This is a genomic window from Streptomyces sp. NPDC012508 (genome assembly GCF_042902595.1).
Classification (GTDB): Bacteria; Actinomycetota; Actinomycetes; order Streptomycetales; family Streptomycetaceae; genus Streptomyces.
On sequence record NZ_JBIBEO010000001.1, the window covers coordinates 530,434 to 553,721 of the forward strand.

The following is a 23,288-nucleotide window of genomic DNA, read 5'->3' on the forward strand; positions in this document are numbered from 1 at the left end:
TCATGACCACAGTCACCGCTCCACCGCCCCCGCTGGCCTCCACGAAAGGCGGCTCGCGGTCCGGGAACCCGCGGGACCGGGCCAGGCGCCGACGGCGGATCGTCGCCGTGGCGTTCGTGCTGCCCGCGCTGCTCCTGCTCGGCGCGCTGGTCGTGTATCCGGTGCTGTTCTCCGTGGGTCGCAGCTTCTTCGACGCGTCCGGCACCCGGTTCGTCGGCGGCGACAACTACACGGAGATGTTCAGCGACCCGGCCACCCTGACCGCGATCCGCAACAGCGCCGTCTGGGTGGTCGTCGCGCCGACGCTGCTGACGGGTCTTGGGCTGATCCTGGCGGTCCTGGTGGAGAAGGTCCGCTGGGCCACCGCGTTCAAGCTGCTGCTGTTCATGCCGATGGCGGTCTCCTTCCTGGCGGCGGGCATCATCTTCCGCCTCGCGTACGAGGAGGACCCCGACAAGGGGGTGCTGAACGCCGCGGTGGTCGGCGTGCACGACGCGTTCCAGGGTTCCTCGTCGTACCCGGCGGCCCGAGCCCGCGAAGGTCAAGGGCTGGAGAAGGCGCCCGACGGCTCGTACGGGACGGCCGACGCCCTCTCCCCGGGGCAGAGCGTCGCCCTCGGCCTCGTCGGCGTGCCGCCCAAGGAGCTGCCCGCCGACGCCGAGCAGGCGGCCGTCGGCAAGGCCGGCGCGGGGGACGTGGCCGGCGCCGTGTACCTGGACTTCACACCCGGCGGCGGGGGCCGGCCCGGCGCGATCGACCCCGCGGAGCGGGGGCTGCCGGGCATGACGGTCGAGGCGGTCCGCGACGGGCGGGCCGTCGCGACCACGGTCACCGCGGCCGACGGGTCGTTCCGCTTCACCGGTCTCGGGGCCGGCGCGTACACGGTCCGGCTGCCGGCGGAGAACTTCGCGCCGCCGTACGAGGGCGTCTCCTGGCTCGGCCCCGCCCTGGTCACACCAGCGATCATCGGTGCGTACCTGTGGATCTGGACCGGCTTCGCGATGGTGCTCATCGGCGCGGGACTGTCCTCCCTGCCTCGCGACACGCTGGAGGCGGCACGGATGGACGGGGCCAACGAGTGGCAGGTGTTCCGCCGGATCACCGTGCCGCTCCTCGCCCCCGTGCTGACCGTCGTCTTCGTGACGCTGGTGATCAACGTGATGAAGGTCTTCGACCTCATCTACATCATCGCGCCGGGGCCGGTGCAGGAGGACGCCACCGTGCTGGCCACCCAGATGTGGCTGGTGTCCTTCGGCGGAGGCAACGACCAGGGGCTCGGCAGCGCGCTCGGTGTGCTGCTCCTGCTGCTGGTGATCCCCGCGATGGTCTTCAACGTCCGCCGCTTCCGTAGGAGTCAGCGATGAGTGCGACCGCGACGAAGCCGGGCGGCCGGCTGCGCCGCTGGCTGGGCAACGGTCTGGTCCAGGCGTTCCTGACCGTGGTCGGCCTGATCTGGGTGACCCCGGTCGCCGGACTGCTGCTGTCCTCACTGCGCTCGGCGAGCGACAACGCGTCGAGCGGCTGGTGGACGGCGCTGACCGGCCCCGGGCAGCTGTCTCTGGAGAACTACACGGCGCTGCTGGGCAACGCGGGCATCACACGCGCCTTCTGGAACACGGTGCTGATCTCGGTGCCGACGACCGTCCTGGTCGTCGTCGTGGCGGCCCTCGCCGGATACGCCTTCGCGTGGCTGGAGTTCCCCGGCCGGGACTGGATCTTCCTGGGCGTGGTGGCGCTCCTTGTGGTACCGGTGCAGGTGGGTCTGCTGCCGGTGGCGAAGCTGTTCGGACAGCTGGGGCTGTTCGGCACGATCCCTGGCGTCGTGCTCTTCCACGTCGCCTACGGGCTGCCGTTCGCCGTGTTCCTGCTGCGCAACTACTTCGCCGACATCCCGCGCGAGATGCTGGAGGCCGCGCGGATGGACGGCGGCGGCGAGTGGCGGATCCTGACGCAGCTGGTGCTGCCGGTGGGCCGCCCGGCGATCGCCAGCCTGGCGATCTTCCAGTTCCTGTGGGTGTGGAACGACATGCTGGTGGCGCTGCTCTTCGCCGACAGCTCCTCGCAGCCGCTGACCGTGGAACTCCAGTCCCAGGTACGGCAGTTCGGCAGCAACATCGACGTCCTGGCGCCCGGTGCGTTCCTCTCCCTGATCGTGCCGGTGGTCGTCTTCTTCGCCTTCCAGCGTCACTTCGTGCAGGGGGTGATGGCGGGTTCGGTGAAGTGACGGTACGGACCGGGGCCCCACGCGGCGTGGGGCCCCGGTCCGTCCGGTGGAAGCGTCAGAGCCCCTCGGTCTCGAACATGCGCAGCAGATCGGCGGCGACGCTCACGGCGATGGTCGCGGGCTCCTTGCCGGTGATGTCGGCCAGCCCGATCGGCGTCTTGATCCGATCGATGGTGGTCTCGGCGTGACCGCCCTCGATGGAGAGGCGTCGGCGGAACCGCGCCCATTTGGCCGCCGACCCGATCAGTCCGATGGAGCCGAGATGGGGTGAGCGCAGCGCGGCGTCGCACAGGGCGGCGTCCTCGGCGTGGTCATGGGTCATGACCAGGATGTGGGTGCCGTGCGGCAGCTCCTCCAGGACCTCCTCGGGCAGGAGCGGCGTGTGGTGCACATGCACCTGTGCCACCGCGTCCGCCAGTACGTCGAGCCGCTCCTTGGTGAGGATGTCCGCGCGGCTGTCGACCAGATGGAGGTCGAGGTCCTGACGTGCCAGGATGCGCGCCAGCTCCATCCCGACGTGCCCGAAGCCGAAGATCGCCACCGCCCGTACGACCGGCAGCGGTTCGAGCAGTACGGAGACCGTGCCGCCGCAGCACTGCACGCCGTGCTGGTTGGTCACCTTGTCGTTCAGCGCGAAATCGATCAGCTCGGGCTCCGGCTTGCTCGCGACGATCATCTCCCGGGCCCGGTCGATCGCCACGGCCTCGACATTGCCGCCACCGATCGACCCCCACGTCTCGGTCTGCCCCACGACGAGTTTCGCACCGGCGTCGCGGGGGGCGTGGCCCCGCACGGTCGCGACGGTCACGAGCACGCCGGCCTCCCTGCGTGCCCGCAGCCGCGCGACCGCGGCGAACCACGTCATGTCAGGCACCGCTCAACGCTTCCGCGCCGGCCCGGACCGCGCCGTCGACGTGCGGGACAGTGGCAACTCCGGTGCCGTCGTGGCCGATCCGGGCGGCCTCGCCCTGACGTGCCGACTGGATCGCCCAGTAGACCGCCTCCGGCGTCGCGGGCGATGCCAGCTCGACGCCGACCCCGCTCGGCCCGAACGCGGCGGCGGCCTGGCGCAGCGCCTCTCGCACCGAGAAGGCCAGCATCAGCGGAGGCTCCCCCACCGCCTTGGACCCGTACACCGCGCCCTCTTCGGTGGCGTTCCGCAGCAGCGTGACGTTGAACTCCTCGGGCATCTCCGAGAAGCTCGGCAGCTTGTACGTGCTGGCGGCCTGGGTCAGCAGCCGGCCGCGGTGGGGCCCGTCGGTGGCGTCCCAGCGCAGGTCCTCGAGCGTCAGCCAGCCCGCGCCCTGCACGAACCCGCCCTCGACCTGACCGATGTCGATCATCGGGGACAGGCTGTCGCCGACATCGTGCACGATGTCCACCCGCCGGATGCGGTACGCGCCGGTGAAGCCGTCCACCTCCACCTCGGCCGCGGCGGCGCCGTAGGAGAAGTACTTGAACGGCGAGCCCCGGAACGTCTTGGCGTCCCAGTGCAGCCCCTCGGTCCGGTAGAAGCCTGCCGCCGACAGCTGCACCCGCTGGAAGTACGCGGTGCGCACCAGATCGTCCCAGGCCAGCTCCTTGTCGCTGCCCAGCGTGCGCGCGACGCCCTCGACGATGCGCACGTCCGAGGCGCTCGAAGCCAGCTGCGTGGCGGCGACCTGAAGCAGCCGTTCACGCAGCTGCTCGCAGGCGTTCTTCACGGCCGCGCCGTTGAGGTCCGCCCCCGCACTGGCAGCGGTGGCGGAGGTGTTGGGCACCTTGTCGGTACGTGTCGGGGCCAGCCGCACCTTGTGCAGCGGGATGCCCAGCGTGGTCGCGGCCACCTGGAGCATCTTGGTGTGGAGGCCCTGACCCATCTCGGTGCCGCCGTGGTTGATCAGGACCGAGCCGTCCTTGTAGATCAGCACCAGCGCGCCGCCCTGGTTGAAGGCGGTGAGGTTGAACGAGATGCCGAACTTGATCCCGGTGATCGCGAGCCCGCGCTTGGTATGCGGGTGGGCGGCGTTGAACGCGGCGATCTCGCGCCTGCGTTCGTCGATGCCGCCGTTCTCCTTGACCTGTTCCCAGACGGCGGAGATCCGTTCCGGCTGGGAGACCGGCTGTCCGTACGGCGTGGACTGGCCCTGCTGGTAGAAGTTGCGTTCCCGCAGCTCTGTCGGATCCAGGCCGAGCAAGGGCGCACACCGGCCCATGATGTCCTCGATCACCAGCATGCCCTGCGGCCCGCCGAAGCCACGGAAGGCCGTGTTGGACACCTTGTTGGTCCTGGCGATGCGACCGGCGATGCGGGCGTGGGGAATCCAGTACGTGTTGTCGATGTGGCACAGCGCGCGGGCGACCACCGGCTCGGACAGGTCAAGGCTCCAGCCGCCGTCGGCGGTCAGGGTGGCGTCCAGGGCCCGGATGCGGCCGTCGGCGTCGAAGCCGATCTTCCACGTGGCGTGGAATCCGTGCCGCTTGCCGGACATGGTCAGGTCCTGCGTGCGGTTGAGCCGCAGCCGGACGGGCCGGCCGGTCAGCTTGGCGCCGAGGGCGGCGACGGCCGCGAAGCCGTGCGGCTGCATCTCCTTGCCGCCGAAGCCGCCGCCCATCCGCAGACACTGCACGGTCACCTCGTGACTGTGCAGCCCGAGCACGTGCGCGACGATCTCCTGCGTCTCGGACGGATGCTGGGTGCTGCTCTGGACGAACACCTGCTCGGCCTCGTCGACATGGGCCAGCGCCGCGTGCGTCTCGAGGTAGAAGTGTTCCTGGTCGGAGAAGCGGAACTCGCCGGTGAACACGTGCGCCGAGTCGGCGAACCCGGCGTCGACGTCACCGGTCACCATCACGGGCCGGGCACCGTGGAAGCTGTCGGCCGCGATCGCGTCCTCCAGGGTCACCACGGAAGGCAGCTCGTCGAGTTCCACCTCGACGGCCGCCGCACCGAGCCGGGCCGCCTCCAGGGTCTCGCCCAGCACCCAGGCGACGGCGTGGCCGTGGAACATGACCTCGTCGGGGAAGAGCGGCTCGTCGTGCTTCATCCCGGCGTCGTTGACACCGGGCACGTCGGCACCGGTCAGCACGCGGACCACCCCGGGCACGGCGAGCGCGGGCTCGGTGCGCAGCGCCGTGATCCTGCCGTGGGCCTTCATGACCTGGACCGGATGGGCGTGCAGCACGTCCTTGGTGCGGGCGACCAGGTCGTCGGTGTACAGAGCGGTGCCGGTGACGTGCTGGAAAGCGCTCTCGTGCGGCATGGAGACGCCGACGACGGGCTTCTCGGGGCGCTGGGAGAGATGACTCATGACGACACCGCCTCGGTGGTCTGTGCGTGCAGCTTGAGAAGGCTCTGGCCGAGCATCGCGGAGCGGTAGAGGGAGCTGGCCCGGTGATCGTCCATCGGCGTCCCCTCGCCGCGCAGCACGCGGGCCGCGGCCTCGACGGTCTCCGCCTCCCACGGCCTGCCCTCGAGGGCGGCCTCGGTGGCGAGCGCGCGGATCGGGGTGGCGGCGACGCCGCCCAGGCCGATCCGCGCCTTGCGGACGATCCCGTCCTCGACGTGGAGCGCGAAGGCGACCGCCACGCTGGAGATGTCGTCGAAGCGCCGCTTGGCGATCTTGTGGAAGGCCGCGACCGGTGAGAGCGGCAGCGGGATCCTCACCGCACGGATCAACTCACCGGGCCGGCGCACGCTCTGCCGGTATCCGGTGAAGTACTCCGCCAGCGGGACCTCGCGCTCACCGTCGGCGTCGGCGAGTACCACCGAGGCTTCGAGGGCGAGGAGCACCGGCGGGCTGTCACCGATGGGCGAGCCGGTGCCCAGGTTGCCACCGAGGGTCGCGCCGTTGCGGATGAGACGGGACGCGAACTGCGGGAACAGCTCCGCGAGCAGCGGAACGTCGCCGTCCAGGCGGCGTTCGATCTCGGTGAGCGTCAGCGCCGCACCGATCTCGATGTGGTCGGATGCGACGCGCAGCGCCCGCAGTTCGGGCAGCCGGTCGACGGCCACCACGCAATCGGCCCGGCGGGAACGGATGTTCACCTCCACACCCCAGTCGGTGGAGCCGGCGACCACCACCGCGTCGGGCCGCTCGCGCAGCACCCGCAGCGTTTCGGCCAGGGTGCTCTTCCGCAGGAACACGCTGTCGCCCTGGGTGTACGTGGTGGCGACCGCCGCGGGCGGGGACTGCTCGCGACGCCGCGCCAGCGGGTCGTCCTCGGTGGGCGTGCCGACGGCGAAGGCGGCATCGCGGATCGGGCGGTAACCGGTGCAGCGGCACAGGTTGCCGCTCAGCGCGTGCAGATCGAACCCGTTCGGACCGTGTTCGCGGTCGGTGCTGTCGGCCGGGTCGGCGTGCGCGCAGCGGTCGGACCGGTAGTACTCGGCGGCCATGCTGCAGATGAACCCCGGTGTGCAGTAACCGCATTGGGAGCCGCCGCGGACCGCCATCTCCTCCTGCACCGGGTGCAGGGTGGGCGGCGTGCCGGGTTCGCCCGCCGTGGCGAGTCCTTCGGAGGTGATGACCTCCTGACCGTCGAGTGCCGCGGCCGGGACCAGGCACGCGTTGACCGCCACCCAGTCGGTGGGCTTGTCCACACCGGGCCGGGCCACGAGGACCGAACAGGCGCCGCACTCGCCCTCGGCACAGCCCTCTTTCGTACCGGTGAGGCCACGCTCGCGCAGAAAGTCCAGCGTCGTGGTGTGGGGTGCGGCCGGGGAGATCGGTGCGTCTTTCCCGTTGACCGTGATCCGCGCCGATGCGCGATCGGTCGCTTCGATGTTCGCCAATGTCAGGCAGCTTTCTGTGTTCCGAGGCGCCACAGGAGAGAGGGGGCGCAAGGCGGCACGTAACGGCGACGTGCCGGGAAGTGGTGAGGGAGACCCGAAAAGTGCCCACCGGGGGGGCACATCAGAAACGGCGTGCTAGCAGCCGTGCGCAATCCGGCCCGGAACCCAGACCGTACGGCGGGCGAGGCGACCGAGGTCAGAGAGGGTGTACATCTGCCGGTCGCCTCCATTCGCTGGTCGTGGGTCGGCTTCTCACGCAAAGTAGTGGCCGGTGCCACCGAGGTCAAGGGGCCGGCCGGCACAGGGTAGGGGGCCGTCCGGCACACGGCAGCCGGGGACCGGGTGTCATGGCGGTGGATTCTCCGGTGGGTAGTCGGGCCGCGGCTCCATCTCGGCCACCATCTTCTCGAGCCGCGCGCAGACGCGTTCGATCTCCTCATGGGTGTTGTCGCGCTCGGTGATGACAGCCGCGAGGAGCAGTGCCGTCAGCGCCGTCGTGCCGTTGAAGGCCTGGAGGGTGACCATGTCGCGGAACACGTCCTCGCCTGCGAACGGGCCTCTGTCGCCGGCGGCGGCCAGGACCGCGAGCGTCGACACCGCGAGCGCGCACGGCGCCGCACCGGCCAGACGAAATCGGAAGGCCGCCCAGACCAGGAACGGCGAGACGAGGAAGAGCAGGCTCGAATGGGGTGTGCGCGTCGCCAGGAGCGTGACGAGCACCGTGCCGAGTGCGAGCGCCACCGCCTCGAACCATCGGCCGGGCCCCGCCCGCGACGGCCACCGGGCCTTGCGCAACACGAACAGGAAGGGTGTGACGACGAGGATTCCCATCGCGTCGCCGGTCCATCACACCGACCACGTCGGCCAGAAGTCGCGCTGATCCAGCGCTCCGGAGAGGACCAGGGCGCCGCTGCCGATGGTCGAACTGATCGACATCCCGGCGAGGGCACCGAGGAAGACCAGGGACAGGACGTCCCGCAGGCGGTCGAGTTCGGTTCTGAACCCGGCTCTGCGCAGCATCAGGCAGGCGCAGACCGGTGCCAGCGTGTTGCCCGCGGTGATGGCCAGCACGGGGAGCAACGACGGCCCGAGGAAGACGTTGACCAGGAACGCGCCCAGCGCGATCCCGGCCAGACGCGCAGCCCCAGCATGAGCAGCGCCGCCGGCGCGACACCCGACGGCGGCCACAGAGGGGTGACCTGGTCACGCACCAACGCCACCTGCTGCCGGAGTCCGATCTGCGCGGCCCCGTAGTACACGGCGGCGACGGCAAGGGTACGCAGCACAGCGAACCCGTAGCTCCTCATCTCCGCGCTGCGCACGACAGCAGTCTGCGCCGCGATCCCGCCGCCTGCGACCCCGGCTACGCCTCCCCCGGCACCCGGGACGCCCGTCGGTCAGATGGGCCCCGATGGCCCGTCGTAGCGGACGACGAGGACTGCGGCATCGTCGCGGTCTCCCGTCAGATCGGCCACTTTGACGATGGCGGAGGCCAGGATGTCGGGGTCGGCGTCGAACCCCGCGCGGACCAGCTTGGCCACCTCGGCGAGACCGGCCTCCATCGGGTAGTGCGGGCCCTCCACCACCCCGTCGGTGAGCAGCACGAGCATCCCCGGTTCCGTCAGCCGCCGATGGGTGACCGGGTACCGCTCACCCGCGACGATGCCGAGCGGAGGCCCGCCGCGGTCGAGCGCTGTGCCGTTACGGCCTCCGGCCGTGGCCCAGACCATCGGTACATGGCCGGCCCTGGAGACCGTCAGATCGCGGGTGACCGGGTCGAAGCGCAGGAAACAGCACGTTGCGAAGAGGCCGCCCCCCATGGCGATCAGCAGATCGTTGGCGCGGCCCAGCACTTCTCGGGTGTCGATCGTCGACTGGGCGAGGGCGCGCAGACTCGTCCGCACCTGCCCCATGAAGGCGATCGCCTCGACGTCATGCCCCTGGACGTCACCGACCGTGAGCCCCAGTGAACCGTCGTGCATGACGAATGCGTCGTACCAGTCGCCGCCGACGTCCAGACCGTCCCGCGACGGCGAGTACCTGGCGGCCAGATGCAGCCCGGGCAGCTCCGGCAGCGCGGGCGGAAGCATATGGCGCTGCAGAGCCACGGCAAGCTCGGCCCTGGCCCGCTGGTACTTGATCCGTTCCAGGGCCTGGTCGACGAGCTGCCCGAGGGCGACCAGAAGTTCCTGTGCTCCTTCGTGCGGCTCGGGACGGTGTCCACGCATCGCCGCTCCTCACCTCACCCTAGCCGCGCCTGCGGTACGCCTCCACAGCGGCGAATCGGCAGGCCGGAGCCCGGTCGGGGTGCCACCCTCGCGGCTTGGAGTGCACGCACGGGCGGAGGAGGTGGACGATGGGATGGCAGACACGGCACCGGCCATCGTCCGATACGGCGGACAGCACTCTGATCGGCGGCCGAAAGGGGCCTGAGAATGGGAGCCACCGAACCCTCTCAGAGCGATCCTGGAGCGTCGGATGTGGTGCCGTCCACGCCGGGCGGCTTGCTGGACGTGCTGAATGTGGCCGCTGTCCTCCTCGATGCCAAGGGCAGGATCGATCTCTGGAGTCCGCAGGCGAAGATCCTTTTCGGCTACAGCGCCGAGGAGGCCCTGGGACAGTCCGCGGCTCAGCTGCTGATCGACAAGGAGCACCGCAACGCGGTGCTGGCGCTGTTCGACCAGGTCATGCAGGACGGTGAGAGCTGGGCAGGGGTCTTTCCCGTCCGGCACAAGGACGGCAGCCCGCGACTGGTGGAGTTCCGCAGCATGCGGCTGCAGGACGACCAACGCGACTACTGGGCTCTGGGGCTGGCCACGGACCTGGCGACGCTGCGGCGGGTGGAACGGAATCTGGCCCTGTCCGCCCAGCTGGTGTCCCAGTCGCCGATCGGTCTTGCGATGCTGGGCACCGACCTCCGCTACATCTCCGTGAACCCCGCGGAGGAACGCATGAACGGCGTGCCGGCCGCCGAGCATGTCGGCCGCCACGTCCACGAGGTGGTGCCGTTGCTCGACAAGTCGTTCGCGGGAGCCATGCGGGAGGTCCTGGCCACCGGGAAGCCGATCCTGGACCAGTACACCGTCGGCCGCACCGCGGCCGATCCGGACCATGACCACGCCTGGTCGATCTCGTTCTACCGGCTCGAAGCCCCCAACGGGAAAGTGCTGGGCGTGGCGACCTCCAGCGTCGACGTGACCGACCGGCACCGCGCCGTGGAAGAACAACGCCGCACCGCCCTCACCCTCCAGCGCAGCCTGCTGCCCCACCCCCCTCCCCAGCGACCAGGTCTCGACATCGCCTTCCGCTACCGCCCCGCACAGGCCACGATCGAGATCGGAGGCGACTGGTTCGATGTCATCCCCCTGAGCGGCGACAAGACCGCCCTCGTCGTCGGCGACGTGATGGGAAGCGGCGTCACAGCCGCGGCGGCCATGGGACAGCTGCGCACCGCCACCAGGACTCTGGCCGACCTCGATCTCCCTCCCGACCAGGTCCTGCACCACCTCGATCACATCACGGACGGTCTCGGCACCATCGCGACCTGCGTCTACGCCGTCTACGACCCCGGCGCCGCGCGATGCCGGATTTCCCTGGCAGGGCATCTGCCGCCCGCGCTACTCCACCCGGACGGCACCCGCGAGCTGCTCGACCTGCCCACGGGCGCACCTCTGGGCGGCTGTGGCATTCCCTTCGACACCACGGCCATCGGCTTCGGGCCGGGCGATCAGCTCGTCCTGTACACCGACGGCCTCGTAGAAACCCGCGACCAGGCGATCGACGTACGCCTGAACGCTCTCCTCGCCGTCCTCGACGACCCCCACCGATCGCTCGACGCCACCTGCGACCTGCTTCTGCGCACCTTGCGTGAGGAAGGTGACCACGACGACGTAGCCCTCCTCATCGCCCGCGCCGGCCCCGTTCCCGCGAGCGACGCGATCAGCGGGAGCTGAGACGCCGACCGCCTCGGCTCTACGCCGAACCGCGTCCTGGGCGTGAAGCAAGAAGGGCCCGGATCCTGTTGAGGATCCGGGCCCTTCCGAGCAGTAGCGGGGACAGGATTTGAACCTGCGACCTCTGGGTTATGAGCCCAGCGAGCTACCGAGCTGCTCCACCCCGCGTCGGTGCCTCCACCATACGGCACGCTTGGCCTGGGCTTCGCCAGGTTTTCCTGTCCGCCCTGCGGTCGGCGGAGGTGGTGTGCGGGGCCGACGGAACCGGGTAACGTCTTTGTCATGTTCTTCCAGAGGCCGATGTGCGAGGGAGAGCGTGATGGGCCACCGCTGACGTCCATCGACGTCGCCGCCCGCCCCTCACCGACGAATCCGTAGATCACTTCACATCACCACCGGGAGAACCCGTGACCGACAGCAAGAACATCAACAACCCCGTGGGCCAGGGCGGCGGCCAGCGCAAGAAGCTGTCCCGCGCTGAACGGCAGAACAACGGTCCGCACCGCAACCTCGACCGCCGGAACGCAGCCGACCAGAAGGCGGAGCTGGTGCGCAAGATGCGTGAGAAGGCAGCAGCAGCCGGGGGCGCCGGGCAGGCGGCCGACGACACCGCCCAGAGCTGACGCACCGCCGCTGCAGGGGGCGGCACCGCACGGGACAGGGGCCCGGACCGCGACGTGTGGTCCGGAACCTGCTGCGTTCGGGGCTCCGCTGCCGCAATGGCCGCGGCCGGTCCCGCCCGGCTCTCAGCCGACCACCGGCGGCTCGGCGGGTCACCCGGGGCAGCCGCAGATTCGGCAGCCCCGCCATCGGCACCGCCCCGGGCTGCACGAGCAGCTCAGCACGATCCCGTTGCCCAGCCCGGGCACCCGGCAGACCGGCAGCGGAGTCGGGACGCAGCCGGCCCGGCCTTCGCCGGTGTGGCCAAACCCCTGATCAGCGCACCCTCCCCCGCGGCTTCAGCGGGGTCGCGGGCAGTTCCGGGGCGGGAAGCGGAGCGCCGTCGTAGCCCTTCACCTCGCCGAAGCGGGTGCCCTCCATCCAGTCCTGTCGGGCCTGAGCGATCTCCTCGTTGCTCCGGCCGATCCAGTTCCAGAACATGACGATCTCCTCCTCGAACGGCTCGCCGCCCAGGAGCATCAGGCCCGCGTCCGAGGTTGCGCGCAGGGGGAGTTCCGTACGGCCGCAGCCGAGGTAGAGCATCGAGCCCGGGAGGACCGGGACGCCGTCGACGTGGGCCTCGCCCGACATCGCCAGGACCGCGTACTCGAAGTCCGGCTCCAGCGGGAGGCTCGTCTCCGTGCCCGCCGTCAGGGCGAGGTCCGCGCCGATCAGGGGGCTGTAGGTGGTGCCGGGTGAGGTGGCGCCGTCGAGTTCGCCGAGGATCACCGTGGCCGTGAGGCCGGGGGCCGTGACCTCCGGTAGGTTCGCGTGGTGCTGGAAGTGCGGTTCGACGTTGCGGTGAGCGTCCGGGAGCGCCACCCAGAGCTGGGCGCCGTGGAGGAAGCGCGCATGGGACCTGGGGCTCTCCTCGGAGTGGGAGATCGCCCGGCCCGAGGTCATCAGCCCCAGTTCGCGGGGGCGGATCGTCTCCAGGCTGCCCGTGCTGTCGCGGTGCAGGACCTCGCCCTCGTGGAGCCAGCTCACCGTCTGGAGCCCCATGTGCGGGTGCGGCGGGACCTGCATACCGGGCTCGTCGGCGATGTCGTCGGGGCCGTAGTGGTCGACGAAGGCCCACGCCCCCACCATGCGACGGCCGAGGTTGGGGAGCAGACGGCGCACCTCGGTCGACTCGCCGAGCCGGACGTGACGGGGGCTGAGGAGTTCTCGGACCGGTTCGGCGACGACGAAGCCGCGGCCACCGCAGACGCTGAGGGTGGCCTGACGATCAAGATTGCTCATGACACTCAACCTATTCCTGTCCGGGGACGAGGTGGGCGTGTCTCCACGCGGAAATAGTAGTGGAATGTTCAATCATATCGGCGTGTTGACGACACCAGTGCCACCCCACCGGGTGGCAGGGTAGGCACCTCACGAGGGAGCGCGAGTGAACGACACGTACTACGAGTTCGGCACGGCCGGCGAGCGCTGGGACCGCGCCCAGTTCTTCTTCGAGGCCAAGGAGTACCAGTCGGCGGCGCGCATCCTGCGCGGCCTGGTCGCCGAGCACCCCGAGCAGACCGCGCAGCGGCTGCTGCTGGCCCGCGCCTACTACCACTCCGCCCAGCTCTCCCGCGCGGAGACCGAGCTCCGCGCCATCCTCGACCAGGACCCGGTGGAGCAGTACGCCCGGCTCATGCTCGGCCGCACCCTGGAGCGGCAGGGCCGCCCCGCCGAGGCCGCCCCGCATCTCCGGCTCGCCGCCGCCATGAGCGGCGACCTGCCGGAGTAGACCCTTGAGCCGGTCCCGCGCGCCCCTTCGGTAGGGTCGTCGCGGGAGGTTCAGCCGTGCGTACGGGACGAGTGGGACAGAGCTTCATGCGAGCGGGGGGCGCCGTCGCGCACCTGCTGCTCGTCGTGGTGCTCGCCCTCGGCGTCTTCGTGATGCACGCGGTCGGCCACCCGGAGAGCGCCTCGGACACGGGCACGGGCGGCATGTCCCATGCCTCCGCACCCACCGGGACCGACGGCATGTCCCATGCCCCCGCTCCCGTGCACCGCACAGGGACCGAGACTCCCGCCGCCCCGTCGCACGACTCCGGTATGACGATGGACATGACCACGCTCTGCGTGGCCGTCCTCGGCGTCTGGGCCCTCGCCCGGCTCGTCCTCGGCGCCCTCGGGCGCCGTCCCGACCGGCTGGTCCGGCTTCTCGGCCGGCTCCTCCGGGCCGTCGCCCCGAACGCCCCGCCGCCCATACCTCCCGACCTCGCTCAGCTGTCGATCCTGCGGATCTAGGCCGAAACGCCCCCGCGGGCGCGCCTCGCGCTGCCCGCACACGCGTCCATCGACCATTCCCGCAGTACACAGCACACGAGGTGTGACAGACATGCGTGCCTTCACCGACCCCACCGCCCGCAAGATCGCGTTGACCGGCGCCGCCGCCGTCGCGAGCCTGCTGCTCTCCGCCTGCGGCTCCGCCATCGACTCCGCGGGCGACGCGGCGAGCGGGACGAAGCCTGGCTCCCGGCCCTCGGTCTCCGACTCCCCCGCGGCCGGCGCGTTCAACGACGCGGACGTGGCGTTCGCCCAGGCGATGATCCCGCACCACCAGCAGGCCCTGGAGATGGCGAAGCTCGCCGACGGCAGGGCCGAGGACACCGGCGTCAAGAAGATCGTCGCCGACGTCGAGAAGGCCCAGGACCCGGAGATCCAGAAGATGAGGTCCTGGCTCAAGGCCTGGGGCAAGCCCGAGTCGGCGGGTCGGAGCGGTCACGGCGGCGGGCACGGCGGCGGCCACGCCATGGCCGGGATGATGTCCGAGCGGGACATGAAGGATCTGGAGTCCCTCCGGGGCAGGGCCTTCGACCGGAAGTTCGCCGAGCTGATGATCGCCCATCACGAGGGCGCGGTCGAGATGGCGAAGACCGAGCAGAAGGACGGTCGCGACGCCACGGCGAAGAAGCTCGCCGACGACGTCGTACGGACCCAGTCCGCCGAGATCGCCGAGCTGAGGAAGATCCTCGACCGGCTCTGACCGACGACCCTGGTGCGGCTCTGACCTGCCGCCCTGGTGCCGGCGGTCCTCGCTCCCGAGGGCCGCCGGCGCCCGGCCTCAGCCGTCCGTACGCGTGTGGACGACCTCTCCGCCCACCACGACCGTCTCGGCCACCGTCCCCGGGATCTCCTCGGGGTCGACGCGCAGGATGTCGCGGGAGAGGACGACGAAGTCGGCGAGCTTGCCCACGGTCAGCGAACCCCGCTCCTCCTCAAGGAAGTTGGCGTACGCGGACCCCATGGTGTAGCCCTCGACGGCGGTCGCCACATCGATCGTCTCCTCCGGCGTCCAGGGCTCTCCCCCGCCGCGCAGCGGGCGGCGGGTGACGGCGGTGTAGATGCCGACCATGGGGTCCATCTCGGCCACGTTCCAGTCGCTGGAGAGGGCGAGGACGGCGCCGGCGGCGTGCAGGCTGCGCAGCGGCCAGGCCTTGTGCCAGCGGTCGGGGCCGATGTTCTCGGCCCAGTCCTGGCCTGGGCCCGCGATGTCGGGGGCGGCATGGCGGGGCTGCATGCAGGCGACGACGCCGAGTTCGGCGAAGCGCGGGGTGTCGTCTGGGTCGAGGCACTCGACGTGCACGATCTGGTGGCGGGCGTCGCGCGCTCCGTTGGCGCCACGGGCACGCGCGACGGCGTCGAGGACCGTGCGGATGCCGCGGTCGCCGGTGGCGTGCACGAAGCACTGGAAGCCGCGCGCGTCGAGGCCGGTGAGCAGGTCGGCGAACTCCTCCGGCGGGTAGAAGGTGTCGCCGCGGTGGTGGCCGCACCCTGCGTACGGCTCCAGGAGCGCGGCCGTGCGGGGTTCGACCACATCGTCGATGTAGAGCTTGAGCGGTCCGACGCGCAGCCGGTCGTCGGCGAACTTCCGGGCGGCGGCGGCGAATTCGTCCAGGTCTGCGTCGGTCGTGCCGCGCGGGTGGAAGAGCGCGGCGACGATCCGGGAGCGGAGCCGGCCCTCGGCGCGGGCGCGCTCGAAGAGGGCGAGGTCGTCGAGGGAGTTCTGCGGTTCGACGACGGTGGTGATGCCGTACGCGACGGCGTCGTCGAGGCTTTTGGCGAGCCGGCCGTACTGGCGGTCCGGCGACGCCCACGGGACGCCGAGCTCCCGCAGTGCGCGGTGGCCTGCACGGGAGAGGCCCTTGACCGCGAAGTCCTTGACGAAACCGGTCGGTTCGCCCGTCTCGGGGTCGGTGACGGCGGTGCCGAACGGCAGGTCGGTGCGGTCGCGGGTGACGTCGAGCGCGCGCAGGGCGGCGGTGTTGAGCCAGGCGGTGTGCACGTCGTAGCTGAGTACGAGGGCGGGGGTGTCGCCGGTGACGGGGTCGAGGTCGGCGGCGGCGGGCATGCGTCCGCCGGGTATCGCCGAGTAGTCGAAGGCCTCGGCCTCGATCCAGGCGGCCTCGGGGTGGGCCGCCCGCCAGGTGGTGATGCGCTCGTGGATCGCGTCGAGGGAACGGGCTCCGGCGAGTTGGACGCAGGCATCGTCGGAGCCGAGGCGTACGTGGTTGTGGGCGTCGATGAAGCCGGGCAGGACCAGCCGGCCGCCCGCGTCGAGGACCGTGGTGCCGGGCCCGGTCCAGCGCGCGGCGTCGGCGTCCGCGCCGAGCCAGACGATGCGTCCGTCGCGTACGGCGAGGGCCTCGGCCTCGGACAGAAGGGGGTCGACGGTGTGGATGCGGGCCCCGGTGAGGACGAGGTCGGCGGGGGTTGCGCTGTTCATGCGGGTCGGACTCCAGTTTCTGACAAGGGCGTTACTGCTGTACGGGGGTGGCGGTGCGGCGCGCGAGGGGGACGTACACGAGCGCGGAGACGAGGGCGCCGAGGAGGGTGAGGTCGGCGCCGCCGAGCGGGGCGACGAGGGGGCCGGTCCAGAGTTCGGAGTCGCAGGTGAGGGCGGCGAAGACCATTCCGGCGAGCAGGGCGGTCATGCCGGCGGGGTTCCATCCGGAGCGGTACCAGTAGCCACCGCGCTCGCCGGCGTGCAGGGCGTCGGAGTCGTACGTACAGCGGCGCAGGACCATGTCGGCGAGGAAGACCCCGCCCCAGGGGGCGAAGACGATGATCAGGAGGGAGAGGAAGGCGAGCAGGGAGGTGGTGAAGTCGGTGAGGAAGAGGGCGCCGAGGGAGCCGAGGGCGGTGACGGCGGCGCTGATCACGATGGCGCGCGAGCGGCTCCAGGGGATGCCGAGGACCTGGAGGTTCAGGCTGGAGGAGTAGAGCGTGATGATCGAGTTGGTGACCGAGCCGCCGAGGATCAGGGCGAGGAAGAGCGGCTGGAACCAGCCCGGGAGCAGCCCCTCTGCTCCGGCGACCGCGTCGGTCATGTCGGCCTGGGTCGCGGCGGCCACTCCGGCGACCCCGAGGGCCACGGAGGAGACGAAACCGCCGAGCCCGCCGCTCCAGGTGAGGGCCTTGAGCGAGGTGGTGCGCGGCAGGTAGCGGGTGTAGTCGGCGGGCATCGGGACGTACGAGAAGGGGCCCGCGAGCATGACGACGAAGGCGAGGCTCCAGCCGGCGGCGCCGGGGCCCTGGGCAGGGGCGGCGGTGTCGGCGCCGGGCAGGACGAAGACGAGCAGGGCGGCGAACCCGAGCGCGAGGGCGTAGGCCATCCAGCGTTCGGCGAACTGGACGGTGGCGTGGCCCCACAGGGCGACGGCGAAGGTCATCGTGAGGGTCACGAGCAGGGCGATCGCGCGGGCGGGGTGGCCGCCGAGGCCCCAGCCGAGGTCGGCGAAGAGGGCTTCGAGGGCGAGGGTGCCGACGACCGTGTTGACGATGGTGTAGCCGATGCTGACGACCCAGTTGAGGAGTCCGGCGGGCCAGTTGCCGCGCACACCGAAGGCCGCACGGGAGATCACGAGGGTGGCGGTGCCGGTGCGGACGCCGCTGAGTCCGGCCGCGCTGATGGCGAAGAAGGAGAGGCCGCCGATCACGACGACGGCGGTGGCCTGCCAGAAGGAGAGGCCGAACGCGACGGCGAGGGCGCCGTTGATCACGTAGGTGAAGGTGAGGTTGGAGCCGAACCAGAGCCAGAACAGGTCCTTGGCTCCGCCATGGCGCTCCGCGTCCGGAATGGGGTCGATGCCGTGGCCCTCGACCTGGAAGACCTCGTCGCGGCCGACGTCCGCCGTTCTCTCCTGGTGCAGCATGCCCACTCCCAGACTTTGAATGGTGTTCTAGAATTTAGAACAGCATTCAAGATGTGGGAGAGGTGACGGCCGCGTCAAGGGCTCCGGGACCTACGGTTAAAGTCGTGACCTGGCGGGTCACGGGGATGGAGGCGGCACGGGTGGCAGGGGCAGCACGACGACGCGACGGGCACATCGCCCAGGAGCGGATGCTCGAGGAGGCCATGGCGGCCATCGCCGAGAACGGCCTCGCGGCGCTCACCATGTCGGCCCTGGCCGAGCGGCTCGGCACGAGCGGCGGCCACATCCTGTACTACTTCGGCAGCAAGGACCTGCTGCTGCTCGCCGCGCTGCGCTGGAGCGAGGCGGCCCTCACCGAGGAACGCCTCGCGCTGCTCGGCCGGCGGCTGACGGCGGAGCGCAAGCTCGACCTCTTCCTGCGGCTCTATCTGCCGCAGGGTCCGCGCGATCCGCGGTGGATGCTCTGGATCGAGCTCTGGGCGCGCACCCAGGGGAACGACACGCTGCGTGAGGCGCAGCAGGAGCTGGACCGGGGCTGGCAGGAGGACCTGGAGGCCCTGCTCGCCAAGGGCGTGGCGCAGTCCCGATTCGTACCGATGGACGCGGCCGAGGTGACCGAGCGCGCCTCCGAACTCCTCGCGCTCCTCGACGGGCTGAGCACGCGCATGGTGCTCGGCCAGGAGTACGGCCCCGACCCGCGCCCGGCGATCGACGCGGCGCGGGCGGCGGCCGCGCGGCTGGTCCCGCGGAGCTGAGCGGACGCTACTCGGCGGCGGCCGGCGGGTCTGCCCACGGCAGGGGCTCGGCGGCGGCGAACGGCCACTCCAGGGCTTCGGGGTGGCGGCGCATCTGGTCGGCGTACCAGCGGATCTGCTCGGTGTGGAGAGCCGGGCGGGACAGCTTGGCCACGGCGGGATAGGAGTCCGCGATCACCTGGGCGACGGCGAGCGCCGCCTCGGCGTCGGAGGCCGGGTCTCCGGGGTGGGCGTGCGGGACGCCGTACCACGTGGTGACGGCGCGCAGGGAGCGGCTGCCGGGGCGGTAGCGGTCGGCGTGGCGGTCCAGGACGAGGGGGTCGCAGACGGGGGCCACGCCGTGCGGGAGCCGGGCGGTGAGGGGGGCCAGGTCGTGGCGCCGGAGTTCGGCGTGGAGCGTCGTCAGGACGTGCGGGGCGAACCAGACGACCAGGACCTCGTTCGACGTCAGGTGATCGGTGAGGACGGTCGCGAGTTCGTCGAGGGCGCGGGGAGCGGGGATGCCGCCGGCGCGGGCCCGATCGGCGGCGGCGCCGATCCCCGTCGTGCGGTCGGGATTCCGGAGATTGGATCCAGGATCCACGATCCAATCTCCGTTCGCGCCGTCGCTGGTCCGCACCGACGCGGCGAGGATCCGATCCACCGCCGCCCGGTACCCCGTGGTCACGATGTCCACCGCCATGAGACGGCGGCGGTGCCAGCCCGGCAGGTCCTGCCGGGCCGGCGGCGCGTCCTCGGGCACATGCCCCGGGTGGAAGACCTCCCAGCCGTCCTTGGGGCCGTGGCCGTGCCGCAGCACCCCCGCCCCGGCCGGCACGACGGCCCCGCAGACCGCGCAGCGACCGTCGTAGTCGTTGGTGAGGTCGGGGGCGCCGGGGCTCATGTCGTCGCCGCACCGTCCCGGTAGGCCTCGAGGAGCCGCAACCAGGCCTCGCTCAGCGTCGGATACGCCGGAACGGCGTGCCAGAGGCGGTCGATGGGCACCTCGCCCGCGACGGCGACGGTGGCCGAGTGGAGCAGTTCCCCGATGCCCGGCCCGACGAAGGTGACGCCGAGGACGATCTCGCGGTCCAGGTCGACGACCATCCGGGCGTGGCCGCGGTAGCCGTCGGCGTACAGCCCGGCGCCCGCCACCGAGGTGAGGTCGAGGTCGACGGCGCGGACCCGGTGCCCCGCGCTCTCGGCCTCGGCCAGGGAGAGTCCGACCGCCGCGGCCTCGGGATCGGTGAAGACGACCTGGGGAACGGCCGCGTGGTCGGCGGTGGCCGCGTGCGCGCCCCAGGCATCGGTCTTCACGGCGGAGCCGTCGGCGGCCCGTGCGGCGATGGCCGCGCCGGCGATCCGCGCCTGGTACTTGCCCTGATGGGTCATCAGCGCCCGGCGGTTGACGTCCCCGACGGCGTACAGCCAGTCGCTGCCCGTGACCCGGAGGCTGTCGTCCACCGAGAGCCAGGAGCCGGGCTCCAGGCCGACGGTCTCCAGGCCGATGTCATCGGTGCGGGGGTGCCGGCCCGTGGCGAACAGGACCTCGTCGCCCTCGATCCGGTCGCCGCCCTCCAGGACGACGGTGACCGGTCCGGTGCTTCCGTCGCGTACCACCGCGGCGACGGAGACGCCGGTACGGACGTCGGCGCCGCCCTCGGTGAGCGCGTCGGCGATGTGCTCACCGACGAAGGACTCCATGCGCGGCAGCAGCCCCTTGCCCCGGACCAGGACAGTCACGCGCGAGCCGAGCGCCTGCCAGGCGGTCGCCATCTCCGCGGCGACCACTCCCCCGCCGACCACGATCAGGTGTCCGGGAACCTCGTGCGAGCTGGTCGCCTCGCGGCTGGTCCAGGGCCGGGCCCCGGTCAGACCGGGCAGGTCGGGCAGTGCCGCGCGGCTGCCGGTGCACACGGCGACGGCGTGCCGGGCCGAGAGGAGATGACGATCGCCCTCGGGGCCTTCCACGACGACCTTCCGGGGGCCGGCGAGGCGGCCGTGCCCCCGGTAGAGGCGGGCGCCGGTGGAGTCGAGCCAGCCGACGGCGCCGTCGTCCTTCCAGTCGGAGACGTAGTAGTCACGATGGGCGAGGACCGCCGCCGCGTCGAGCGGCCCCTGCACCAGCTGCCGCAGCCCCGGGACCTTGCGGGCGTCCGAGCGGGCGATGGCCGGGCGCAGCAGGGCCTTGCTCGGCATGCAGGCCCAGTACGAGCACTCGCCGCCGACCAGTTCGCTCTCCACCACGGCCACGCTCAGACCGGCGGCCCTGGCCCGGTCCACCACGTTCTCGCCCACCGGTCCCGCACCCAGGACCACCACGTCGTACTCCTGCTCCACCTCATGTGTCATGGGCCCCAGTCTGCTGGCAGGTGTGCCCCGTGGCCACAGGGGAAGGCGCGGCCGTGCACGCCCGGAACGACGGCCGTGCACCCTCGGAACAGCGTGGAATAGCGCGACTCGATACGCCGTTGTGCGGGGCGAGTCCCCAGGGGACCGTGAGGACACCCACCAGGAGACCCGGAGAGGTAGAAAACATGAGCACTGTTGAGCTCACCAAGGAAAACTTCGACCAGATCGTGAGCGACAACGAATTCGTTCTGATCGACTTCTGGGCTTCCTGGTGTGGTCCGTGCCGGCAGTTCGCGCCGGTCTTCGAGGCGGCCTCCGAGCGCCACGAGGACCTGGTCTTCGCCAAGGTGGACACCGAGGCGCAGCAGGAGCTGGCGGCCGCGTTCGAGATCCGCTCGATCCCGACGCTGATGATCGTCCGCGACAACGTGGCCGTGTTCGCTCAGCCTGGGGCCCTGCCGGAGGCGGCCCTCGAGGACGTGATCGGTCAGGCGCGCAAGCTGGACATGGACCAGGTGCGCAAGTCCATCGAGGACGCGCAGCAACAGCAGCAGTAACCACGCGTCGCGGGGGCGGTACGGGATGTCCCGTACCGCCCCCGCGTGCGTCGTGGCGCCCCCGGCCGAGTCCGCATACCCCGGATCAGCGCTCCAGGACCGGACCGGCCGGCGTTCGGTGATCAGCGCTCCACTACCGACACGCGTGCGGGGATCAGCGCTCCAGAACCAGCGCGAGGCCCTGGCCGACGCCGATGCACAGGGCCGCGAGTCCCGTACCCGAGCCGGCCGCCGCGAGCTGGTGGGCCACCGCGCCCGCGAGCCGCGCGCCGGAGGCGCCGAGCGGGTGCCCGATGGCGATGGCGCCGCCGCGCGGGTTGACGACGGCGGGATCGAGTTCGGGCCACTCGGCGAGGCAGCCGAGCGACTGGGCGGCGAACGCCTCGTTGAGCTCGAACGTCGTCAGGTCGGCGAAGGAACGGTCCGCCTTCCCGAGCGCGCGCCGGACCGCCTCCACCGGGCCGAGCCCGAAGAGCTGCGGCTCGATGCCGGTGACGGCGGAGGCGCGGATCCGGGCGAGCGGCTCGCGGCCGGTCTCCCGCAGGCCCTCCTCGTCGACCAGGAGCAGCGCGGCGGCACCGTCGTTGAGCGGCGAGGCGTTGCCCGCCGTCACGGTTCCGCCCTCGCGACGGAACGAGGGCTTCAGCTTGGCGAGCGCCTCGAGGGACGTGGTGTCGCGGATGCACTCGTCCCGGACGAGGTCCACTCCCTCGTAGGGCACCACCTCGCCGTCGTACAGCCCCTTCGCCCACGCCTCCGCCGCCTTCTGGTGGCTGGCCAGAGCGAAGGCGTCCTGCTGCTCGCGGGTGAGGGCGTGCTTGTCGGCGATCAGCTCCGCGCCCTCGCCGAGGCCCACGGTCCACTCGGCGGGCATCCTCGGGTTGGTCATGCGCCAGCCCAGCGTCGTGGAGTGGAGCTGCTGGTGGCCGGCCGGGAAGGCGCGTTCGGGCTTCTGCAGGACCCAGGGCGCGCGGGACATGGACTCGACGCCCCCCGCGACGGCCACGGAGGCGTCCCCCACCGCGATGGCGCGCGCGGCCTGGATCACCGCCTCCAGGCCCGAGCCGCAGAGACGGTTCACGGTGACGCCCGGCACGGAGGTGGGGAGCCCGGCGAGCAGGACGGCCATGCGGGCCACGTCGCGGTTGTCCTCGCCCGCGCCGTTGGCGTCGCCGAAGTAGACGTCGTCGATCCTGGCCGGGTCGAGGTCGGGGGTGCGGTTCACGAGCGACGCGACGACATGGGCGGCGAGGTCGTCGGGGCGTACGGAGGAGAGCGCGCCCCCGAACTTGCCGATCGGGGTGCGGACGGCGTCGACGATGTAGACGTCGCGGATGCTCATCGGTTCTCTCCCACGGACCCTGGGGCGGCCGGCTGCGTGCGCGTCGTCCGTGCGCCTGCGGTCGGCCGTGCGTTCGCCTGGTGAATTTTCCTTCGTTGACGTGCGCGCCGAGTCTCCGCCCGGCGGCCGCTTCTGTCAACGGTGCCCGACGGTGCGTACGTGGTGGATGAACCGATGCGACGGTGGCTCCCGGTCAGGAGCCTGCCGGGTTCCTGACCAGCGCCGTCAGGCCGTAGTCGAGCTCCCGGCCGTCGACGAGCAGTGCCTCGACCGTGCGGGTCTCCGGGTCGATGTCGGCGGCGATGCCGTGGCCCTCGTAGCGCGGGTAGCCCGAGGAGCCCGTGCGGCCCGTCGCCTCCACGACCGCGGTCCGGACCGCGCTGTCCTCCACGGAGGCGCCGCCTCGATCCTCCACGTGCTCGGCGACGAGCAGGATCTCGAAACGCCGCGGAACTGTGCTCATGCTTCGACGCTAAGCCGCTTCGCGGCCGGGCGCCCGGCGCACGCCCCCTCACGACCGCCGCCCGGCCGGATCGGGCCCCGCCC

At 71.5% G+C, this 23,288-nt stretch carries 20 protein-coding genes, 1 tRNA gene and 1 pseudogene; 9 read left to right on the top strand and 13 right to left on the bottom strand.

Annotation, left to right across the window (positions count from 1 at the left end):
* Positions 1 to 2: 2 nt before the first annotated feature.
* The gene (locus ACFY8U_RS02125) at positions 3 to 1,364 is read left to right on the top strand and encodes an ABC transporter permease subunit (RefSeq protein WP_389564443.1); all 1,362 of its coding nucleotides are present in this window, start codon (positions 3 to 5) and stop codon (positions 1,362 to 1,364) included.
* Entirely contained in the window at positions 1,361 to 2,224 is an 864-nt protein-coding gene (locus tag ACFY8U_RS02130; protein WP_389564446.1) for a carbohydrate ABC transporter permease, read from the top strand. The genes ACFY8U_RS02125 and ACFY8U_RS02130 overlap by 4 nt, the downstream gene beginning before the upstream one ends.
* 55 nt (positions 2,225 to 2,279) lie before the next feature.
* On the opposite strand, the gene xdhC is transcribed toward ACFY8U_RS02130, so the two are convergent.
* From xdhC to ACFY8U_RS02155, 5 genes and pseudogenes are all read right to left on the bottom strand, one after another.
* On the bottom strand, positions 2,280 to 3,089 hold the full coding sequence (xdhC, locus tag ACFY8U_RS02135) for a xanthine dehydrogenase accessory protein XdhC (RefSeq protein WP_389564449.1): 810 nt from the start codon (positions 3,087 to 3,089) through the stop codon (positions 2,280 to 2,282).
* Between the two features lies 1 nt (position 3,090).
* Positions 3,091 to 5,514: a xanthine dehydrogenase molybdopterin binding subunit gene (gene xdhB / locus ACFY8U_RS02140; RefSeq protein ID WP_389564452.1), complete on the bottom strand. Its 2,424-nt coding sequence runs from the start codon at positions 5,512 to 5,514 to the stop codon at positions 3,091 to 3,093.
* Complete coding sequence (locus tag ACFY8U_RS02145) at positions 5,511 to 6,998, bottom strand: xanthine dehydrogenase small subunit (RefSeq protein WP_389564454.1); 1,488 nt, start codon at positions 6,996 to 6,998, stop codon at positions 5,511 to 5,513. Before ACFY8U_RS02145 ends, xdhB begins: the two co-directional genes overlap by 4 nt.
* Positions 6,999 to 7,343: 345 nt before the next feature.
* Positions 7,344 to 8,305 (bottom strand): annotated as a pseudogene (locus ACFY8U_RS02150) (MASE1 domain-containing protein).
* A 90-nt stretch (positions 8,306 to 8,395) separates the two neighbouring features.
* Positions 8,396 to 9,226, bottom strand: coding sequence for a PP2C family protein-serine/threonine phosphatase (locus ACFY8U_RS02155; protein WP_389564456.1), 831 nt, complete (start codon positions 9,224 to 9,226; stop codon positions 8,396 to 8,398).
* Positions 9,227 to 9,433: 207 nt separating this feature from the next.
* On the opposite strand from ACFY8U_RS02155, the gene ACFY8U_RS02160 reads away from it, so the two are divergent.
* On the top strand, positions 9,434 to 10,951 hold the full coding sequence (locus ACFY8U_RS02160) for a SpoIIE family protein phosphatase (RefSeq protein WP_389564459.1): 1,518 nt from the start codon (positions 9,434 to 9,436) through the stop codon (positions 10,949 to 10,951).
* A 94-nt stretch (positions 10,952 to 11,045) separates the two neighbouring features.
* Here ACFY8U_RS02160 and ACFY8U_RS02165 read toward each other — a convergent pair.
* Positions 11,046 to 11,119, bottom strand: a tRNA-Met gene (locus tag ACFY8U_RS02165).
* A gap of 239 nt (positions 11,120 to 11,358) precedes the next feature.
* Here ACFY8U_RS02165 and ACFY8U_RS02170 point away from each other — a divergent pair.
* Positions 11,359 to 11,574 carry a DUF6243 family protein gene (locus ACFY8U_RS02170; RefSeq protein WP_389564461.1) on the top strand — a complete coding sequence of 72 codons (216 nt, stop codon included), beginning with the start codon at positions 11,359 to 11,361 and terminating at the stop codon, positions 11,572 to 11,574.
* Positions 11,575 to 11,887: 313 nt separating this feature from the next.
* On the opposite strand, the gene ACFY8U_RS02175 is transcribed toward ACFY8U_RS02170, so the two are convergent.
* Complete coding sequence (locus ACFY8U_RS02175; protein ID WP_389564464.1) at positions 11,888 to 12,853, bottom strand: pirin family protein; 966 nt, start codon at positions 12,851 to 12,853, stop codon at positions 11,888 to 11,890.
* Between the two features lie 145 nt (positions 12,854 to 12,998).
* On the opposite strand from ACFY8U_RS02175, the gene ACFY8U_RS02180 reads away from it, so the two are divergent.
* The 3 genes from ACFY8U_RS02180 to ACFY8U_RS02190 all read left to right on the top strand — a co-directional run bounded on the left by ACFY8U_RS02180 (position 12,999) and on the right by ACFY8U_RS02190 (position 14,588).
* Positions 12,999 to 13,343 (top strand): tetratricopeptide repeat protein, encoded by a 345-nt coding sequence (locus ACFY8U_RS02180; protein WP_389564466.1) that lies wholly within the window; start codon positions 12,999 to 13,001, stop codon positions 13,341 to 13,343.
* Positions 13,344 to 13,399: 56 nt separating this feature from the next.
* On the top strand, positions 13,400 to 13,849 hold the full coding sequence (locus ACFY8U_RS02185) for a DUF6153 family protein (protein ID WP_389564468.1): 450 nt from the start codon (positions 13,400 to 13,402) through the stop codon (positions 13,847 to 13,849).
* Positions 13,850 to 13,940: 91 nt separating this feature from the next.
* Positions 13,941 to 14,588, top strand: a complete 648-nt coding sequence (locus tag ACFY8U_RS02190) for a DUF305 domain-containing protein (RefSeq protein WP_389564471.1) — start codon at positions 13,941 to 13,943, stop codon at positions 14,586 to 14,588.
* Between the two features lie 78 nt (positions 14,589 to 14,666).
* Here the strand turns inward: ACFY8U_RS02190 and ACFY8U_RS02195 are convergent, their stop codons facing one another.
* Both ACFY8U_RS02195 and ACFY8U_RS02200 read right to left on the bottom strand, forming a co-directional pair.
* A complete protein-coding gene (locus tag ACFY8U_RS02195) occupies positions 14,667 to 16,328 on the bottom strand; it encodes an amidohydrolase (RefSeq protein ID WP_389564474.1) in 1,662 nt (553 codons plus the stop codon).
* Between the two features lie 31 nt (positions 16,329 to 16,359).
* Positions 16,360 to 17,757, bottom strand: a complete 1,398-nt coding sequence (locus tag ACFY8U_RS02200) for a purine-cytosine permease family protein (RefSeq protein WP_389564477.1) — start codon at positions 17,755 to 17,757, stop codon at positions 16,360 to 16,362.
* Positions 17,758 to 17,897: 140 nt separating this feature from the next.
* On the opposite strand from ACFY8U_RS02200, the gene ACFY8U_RS02205 reads away from it, so the two are divergent.
* The gene (locus ACFY8U_RS02205) at positions 17,898 to 18,512 is read left to right on the top strand and encodes a TetR/AcrR family transcriptional regulator (protein WP_389566102.1); all 615 of its coding nucleotides are present in this window, start codon (positions 17,898 to 17,900) and stop codon (positions 18,510 to 18,512) included.
* 7 nt (positions 18,513 to 18,519) lie between these two features.
* On the opposite strand, the gene ACFY8U_RS02210 is transcribed toward ACFY8U_RS02205, so the two are convergent.
* Positions 18,520 to 19,395, bottom strand: coding sequence for a 3'-5' exonuclease (locus tag ACFY8U_RS02210; RefSeq protein ID WP_389564479.1), 876 nt, complete (start codon positions 19,393 to 19,395; stop codon positions 18,520 to 18,522).
* The gene (locus ACFY8U_RS02215) at positions 19,392 to 20,843 is read right to left on the bottom strand and encodes a dihydrolipoyl dehydrogenase family protein (protein WP_389564482.1); all 1,452 of its coding nucleotides are present in this window, start codon (positions 20,841 to 20,843) and stop codon (positions 19,392 to 19,394) included. Before ACFY8U_RS02215 ends, ACFY8U_RS02210 begins: the two co-directional genes overlap by 4 nt.
* A 185-nt stretch (positions 20,844 to 21,028) precedes the next feature.
* Between ACFY8U_RS02215 and trxA the strand changes: the two genes are divergently transcribed.
* A complete protein-coding gene (gene trxA / locus ACFY8U_RS02220; protein ID WP_361643764.1) occupies positions 21,029 to 21,400 on the top strand; it encodes a thioredoxin in 372 nt (123 codons plus the stop codon).
* Positions 21,401 to 21,554: 154 nt separating this feature from the next.
* On the opposite strand, the gene ACFY8U_RS02225 is transcribed toward trxA, so the two are convergent.
* Positions 21,555 to 22,742 carry a thiolase family protein gene (locus tag ACFY8U_RS02225; protein ID WP_389564485.1) on the bottom strand — a complete coding sequence of 396 codons (1,188 nt, stop codon included), beginning with the start codon at positions 22,740 to 22,742 and terminating at the stop codon, positions 21,555 to 21,557.
* A gap of 193 nt (positions 22,743 to 22,935) precedes the next feature.
* The gene (locus ACFY8U_RS02230) at positions 22,936 to 23,205 is read right to left on the bottom strand and encodes a hypothetical protein (protein ID WP_361755883.1); all 270 of its coding nucleotides are present in this window, start codon (positions 23,203 to 23,205) and stop codon (positions 22,936 to 22,938) included.
* Positions 23,206 to 23,288 lie beyond the last annotated feature (83 nt).

What these genes read in the sequence shown, in the direction of transcription:
- ACFY8U_RS02160 (WP_389564459.1), top strand. Translation starts at nt 9,434, where the DNA reads ATGGGAGCCACCGAACCCTCTCAGAGCGATCCTGGAGCGTCGGATGTG.
- ACFY8U_RS02155 (WP_389564456.1), bottom strand. Translation starts at nt 9,226, where the DNA reads ATGCGTGGACACCGTCCCGAGCCGCACGAAGGAGCACAGGAACTTCTG.
- ACFY8U_RS02215 (WP_389564482.1), bottom strand. Translation starts at nt 20,843, where the DNA reads ATGACACATGAGGTGGAGCAGGAGTACGACGTGGTGGTCCTGGGTGCG.
- ACFY8U_RS02190 (WP_389564471.1), top strand. Translation starts at nt 13,941, where the DNA reads ATGCGTGCCTTCACCGACCCCACCGCCCGCAAGATCGCGTTGACCGGC.
- xdhB (WP_389564452.1), bottom strand. Translation starts at nt 5,514, where the DNA reads ATGAGTCATCTCTCCCAGCGCCCCGAGAAGCCCGTCGTCGGCGTCTCC.
- ACFY8U_RS02175 (WP_389564464.1), bottom strand. Translation starts at nt 12,853, where the DNA reads ATGAGCAATCTTGATCGTCAGGCCACCCTCAGCGTCTGCGGTGGCCGC.
- xdhC (WP_389564449.1), bottom strand. Translation starts at nt 3,089, where the DNA reads ATGACGTGGTTCGCCGCGGTCGCGCGGCTGCGGGCACGCAGGGAGGCC.
- ACFY8U_RS02210 (WP_389564479.1), bottom strand. Translation starts at nt 19,395, where the DNA reads ATGAGCCCCGGCGCCCCCGACCTCACCAACGACTACGACGGTCGCTGC.
- ACFY8U_RS02225 (WP_389564485.1), bottom strand. Translation starts at nt 22,742, where the DNA reads ATGAGCATCCGCGACGTCTACATCGTCGACGCCGTCCGCACCCCGATC.
- ACFY8U_RS02130 (WP_389564446.1), top strand. Translation starts at nt 1,361, where the DNA reads ATGAGTGCGACCGCGACGAAGCCGGGCGGCCGGCTGCGCCGCTGGCTG.
- ACFY8U_RS02195 (WP_389564474.1), bottom strand. Translation starts at nt 16,328, where the DNA reads ATGAACAGCGCAACCCCCGCCGACCTCGTCCTCACCGGGGCCCGCATC.
- ACFY8U_RS02200 (WP_389564477.1), bottom strand. Translation starts at nt 17,757, where the DNA reads ATGCTGCACCAGGAGAGAACGGCGGACGTCGGCCGCGACGAGGTCTTC.
- ACFY8U_RS02125 (WP_389564443.1), top strand. Translation starts at nt 3, where the DNA reads ATGACCACAGTCACCGCTCCACCGCCCCCGCTGGCCTCCACGAAAGGC.
- ACFY8U_RS02230 (WP_361755883.1), bottom strand. Translation starts at nt 23,205, where the DNA reads ATGAGCACAGTTCCGCGGCGTTTCGAGATCCTGCTCGTCGCCGAGCAC.
- trxA (WP_361643764.1), top strand. Translation starts at nt 21,029, where the DNA reads ATGAGCACTGTTGAGCTCACCAAGGAAAACTTCGACCAGATCGTGAGC.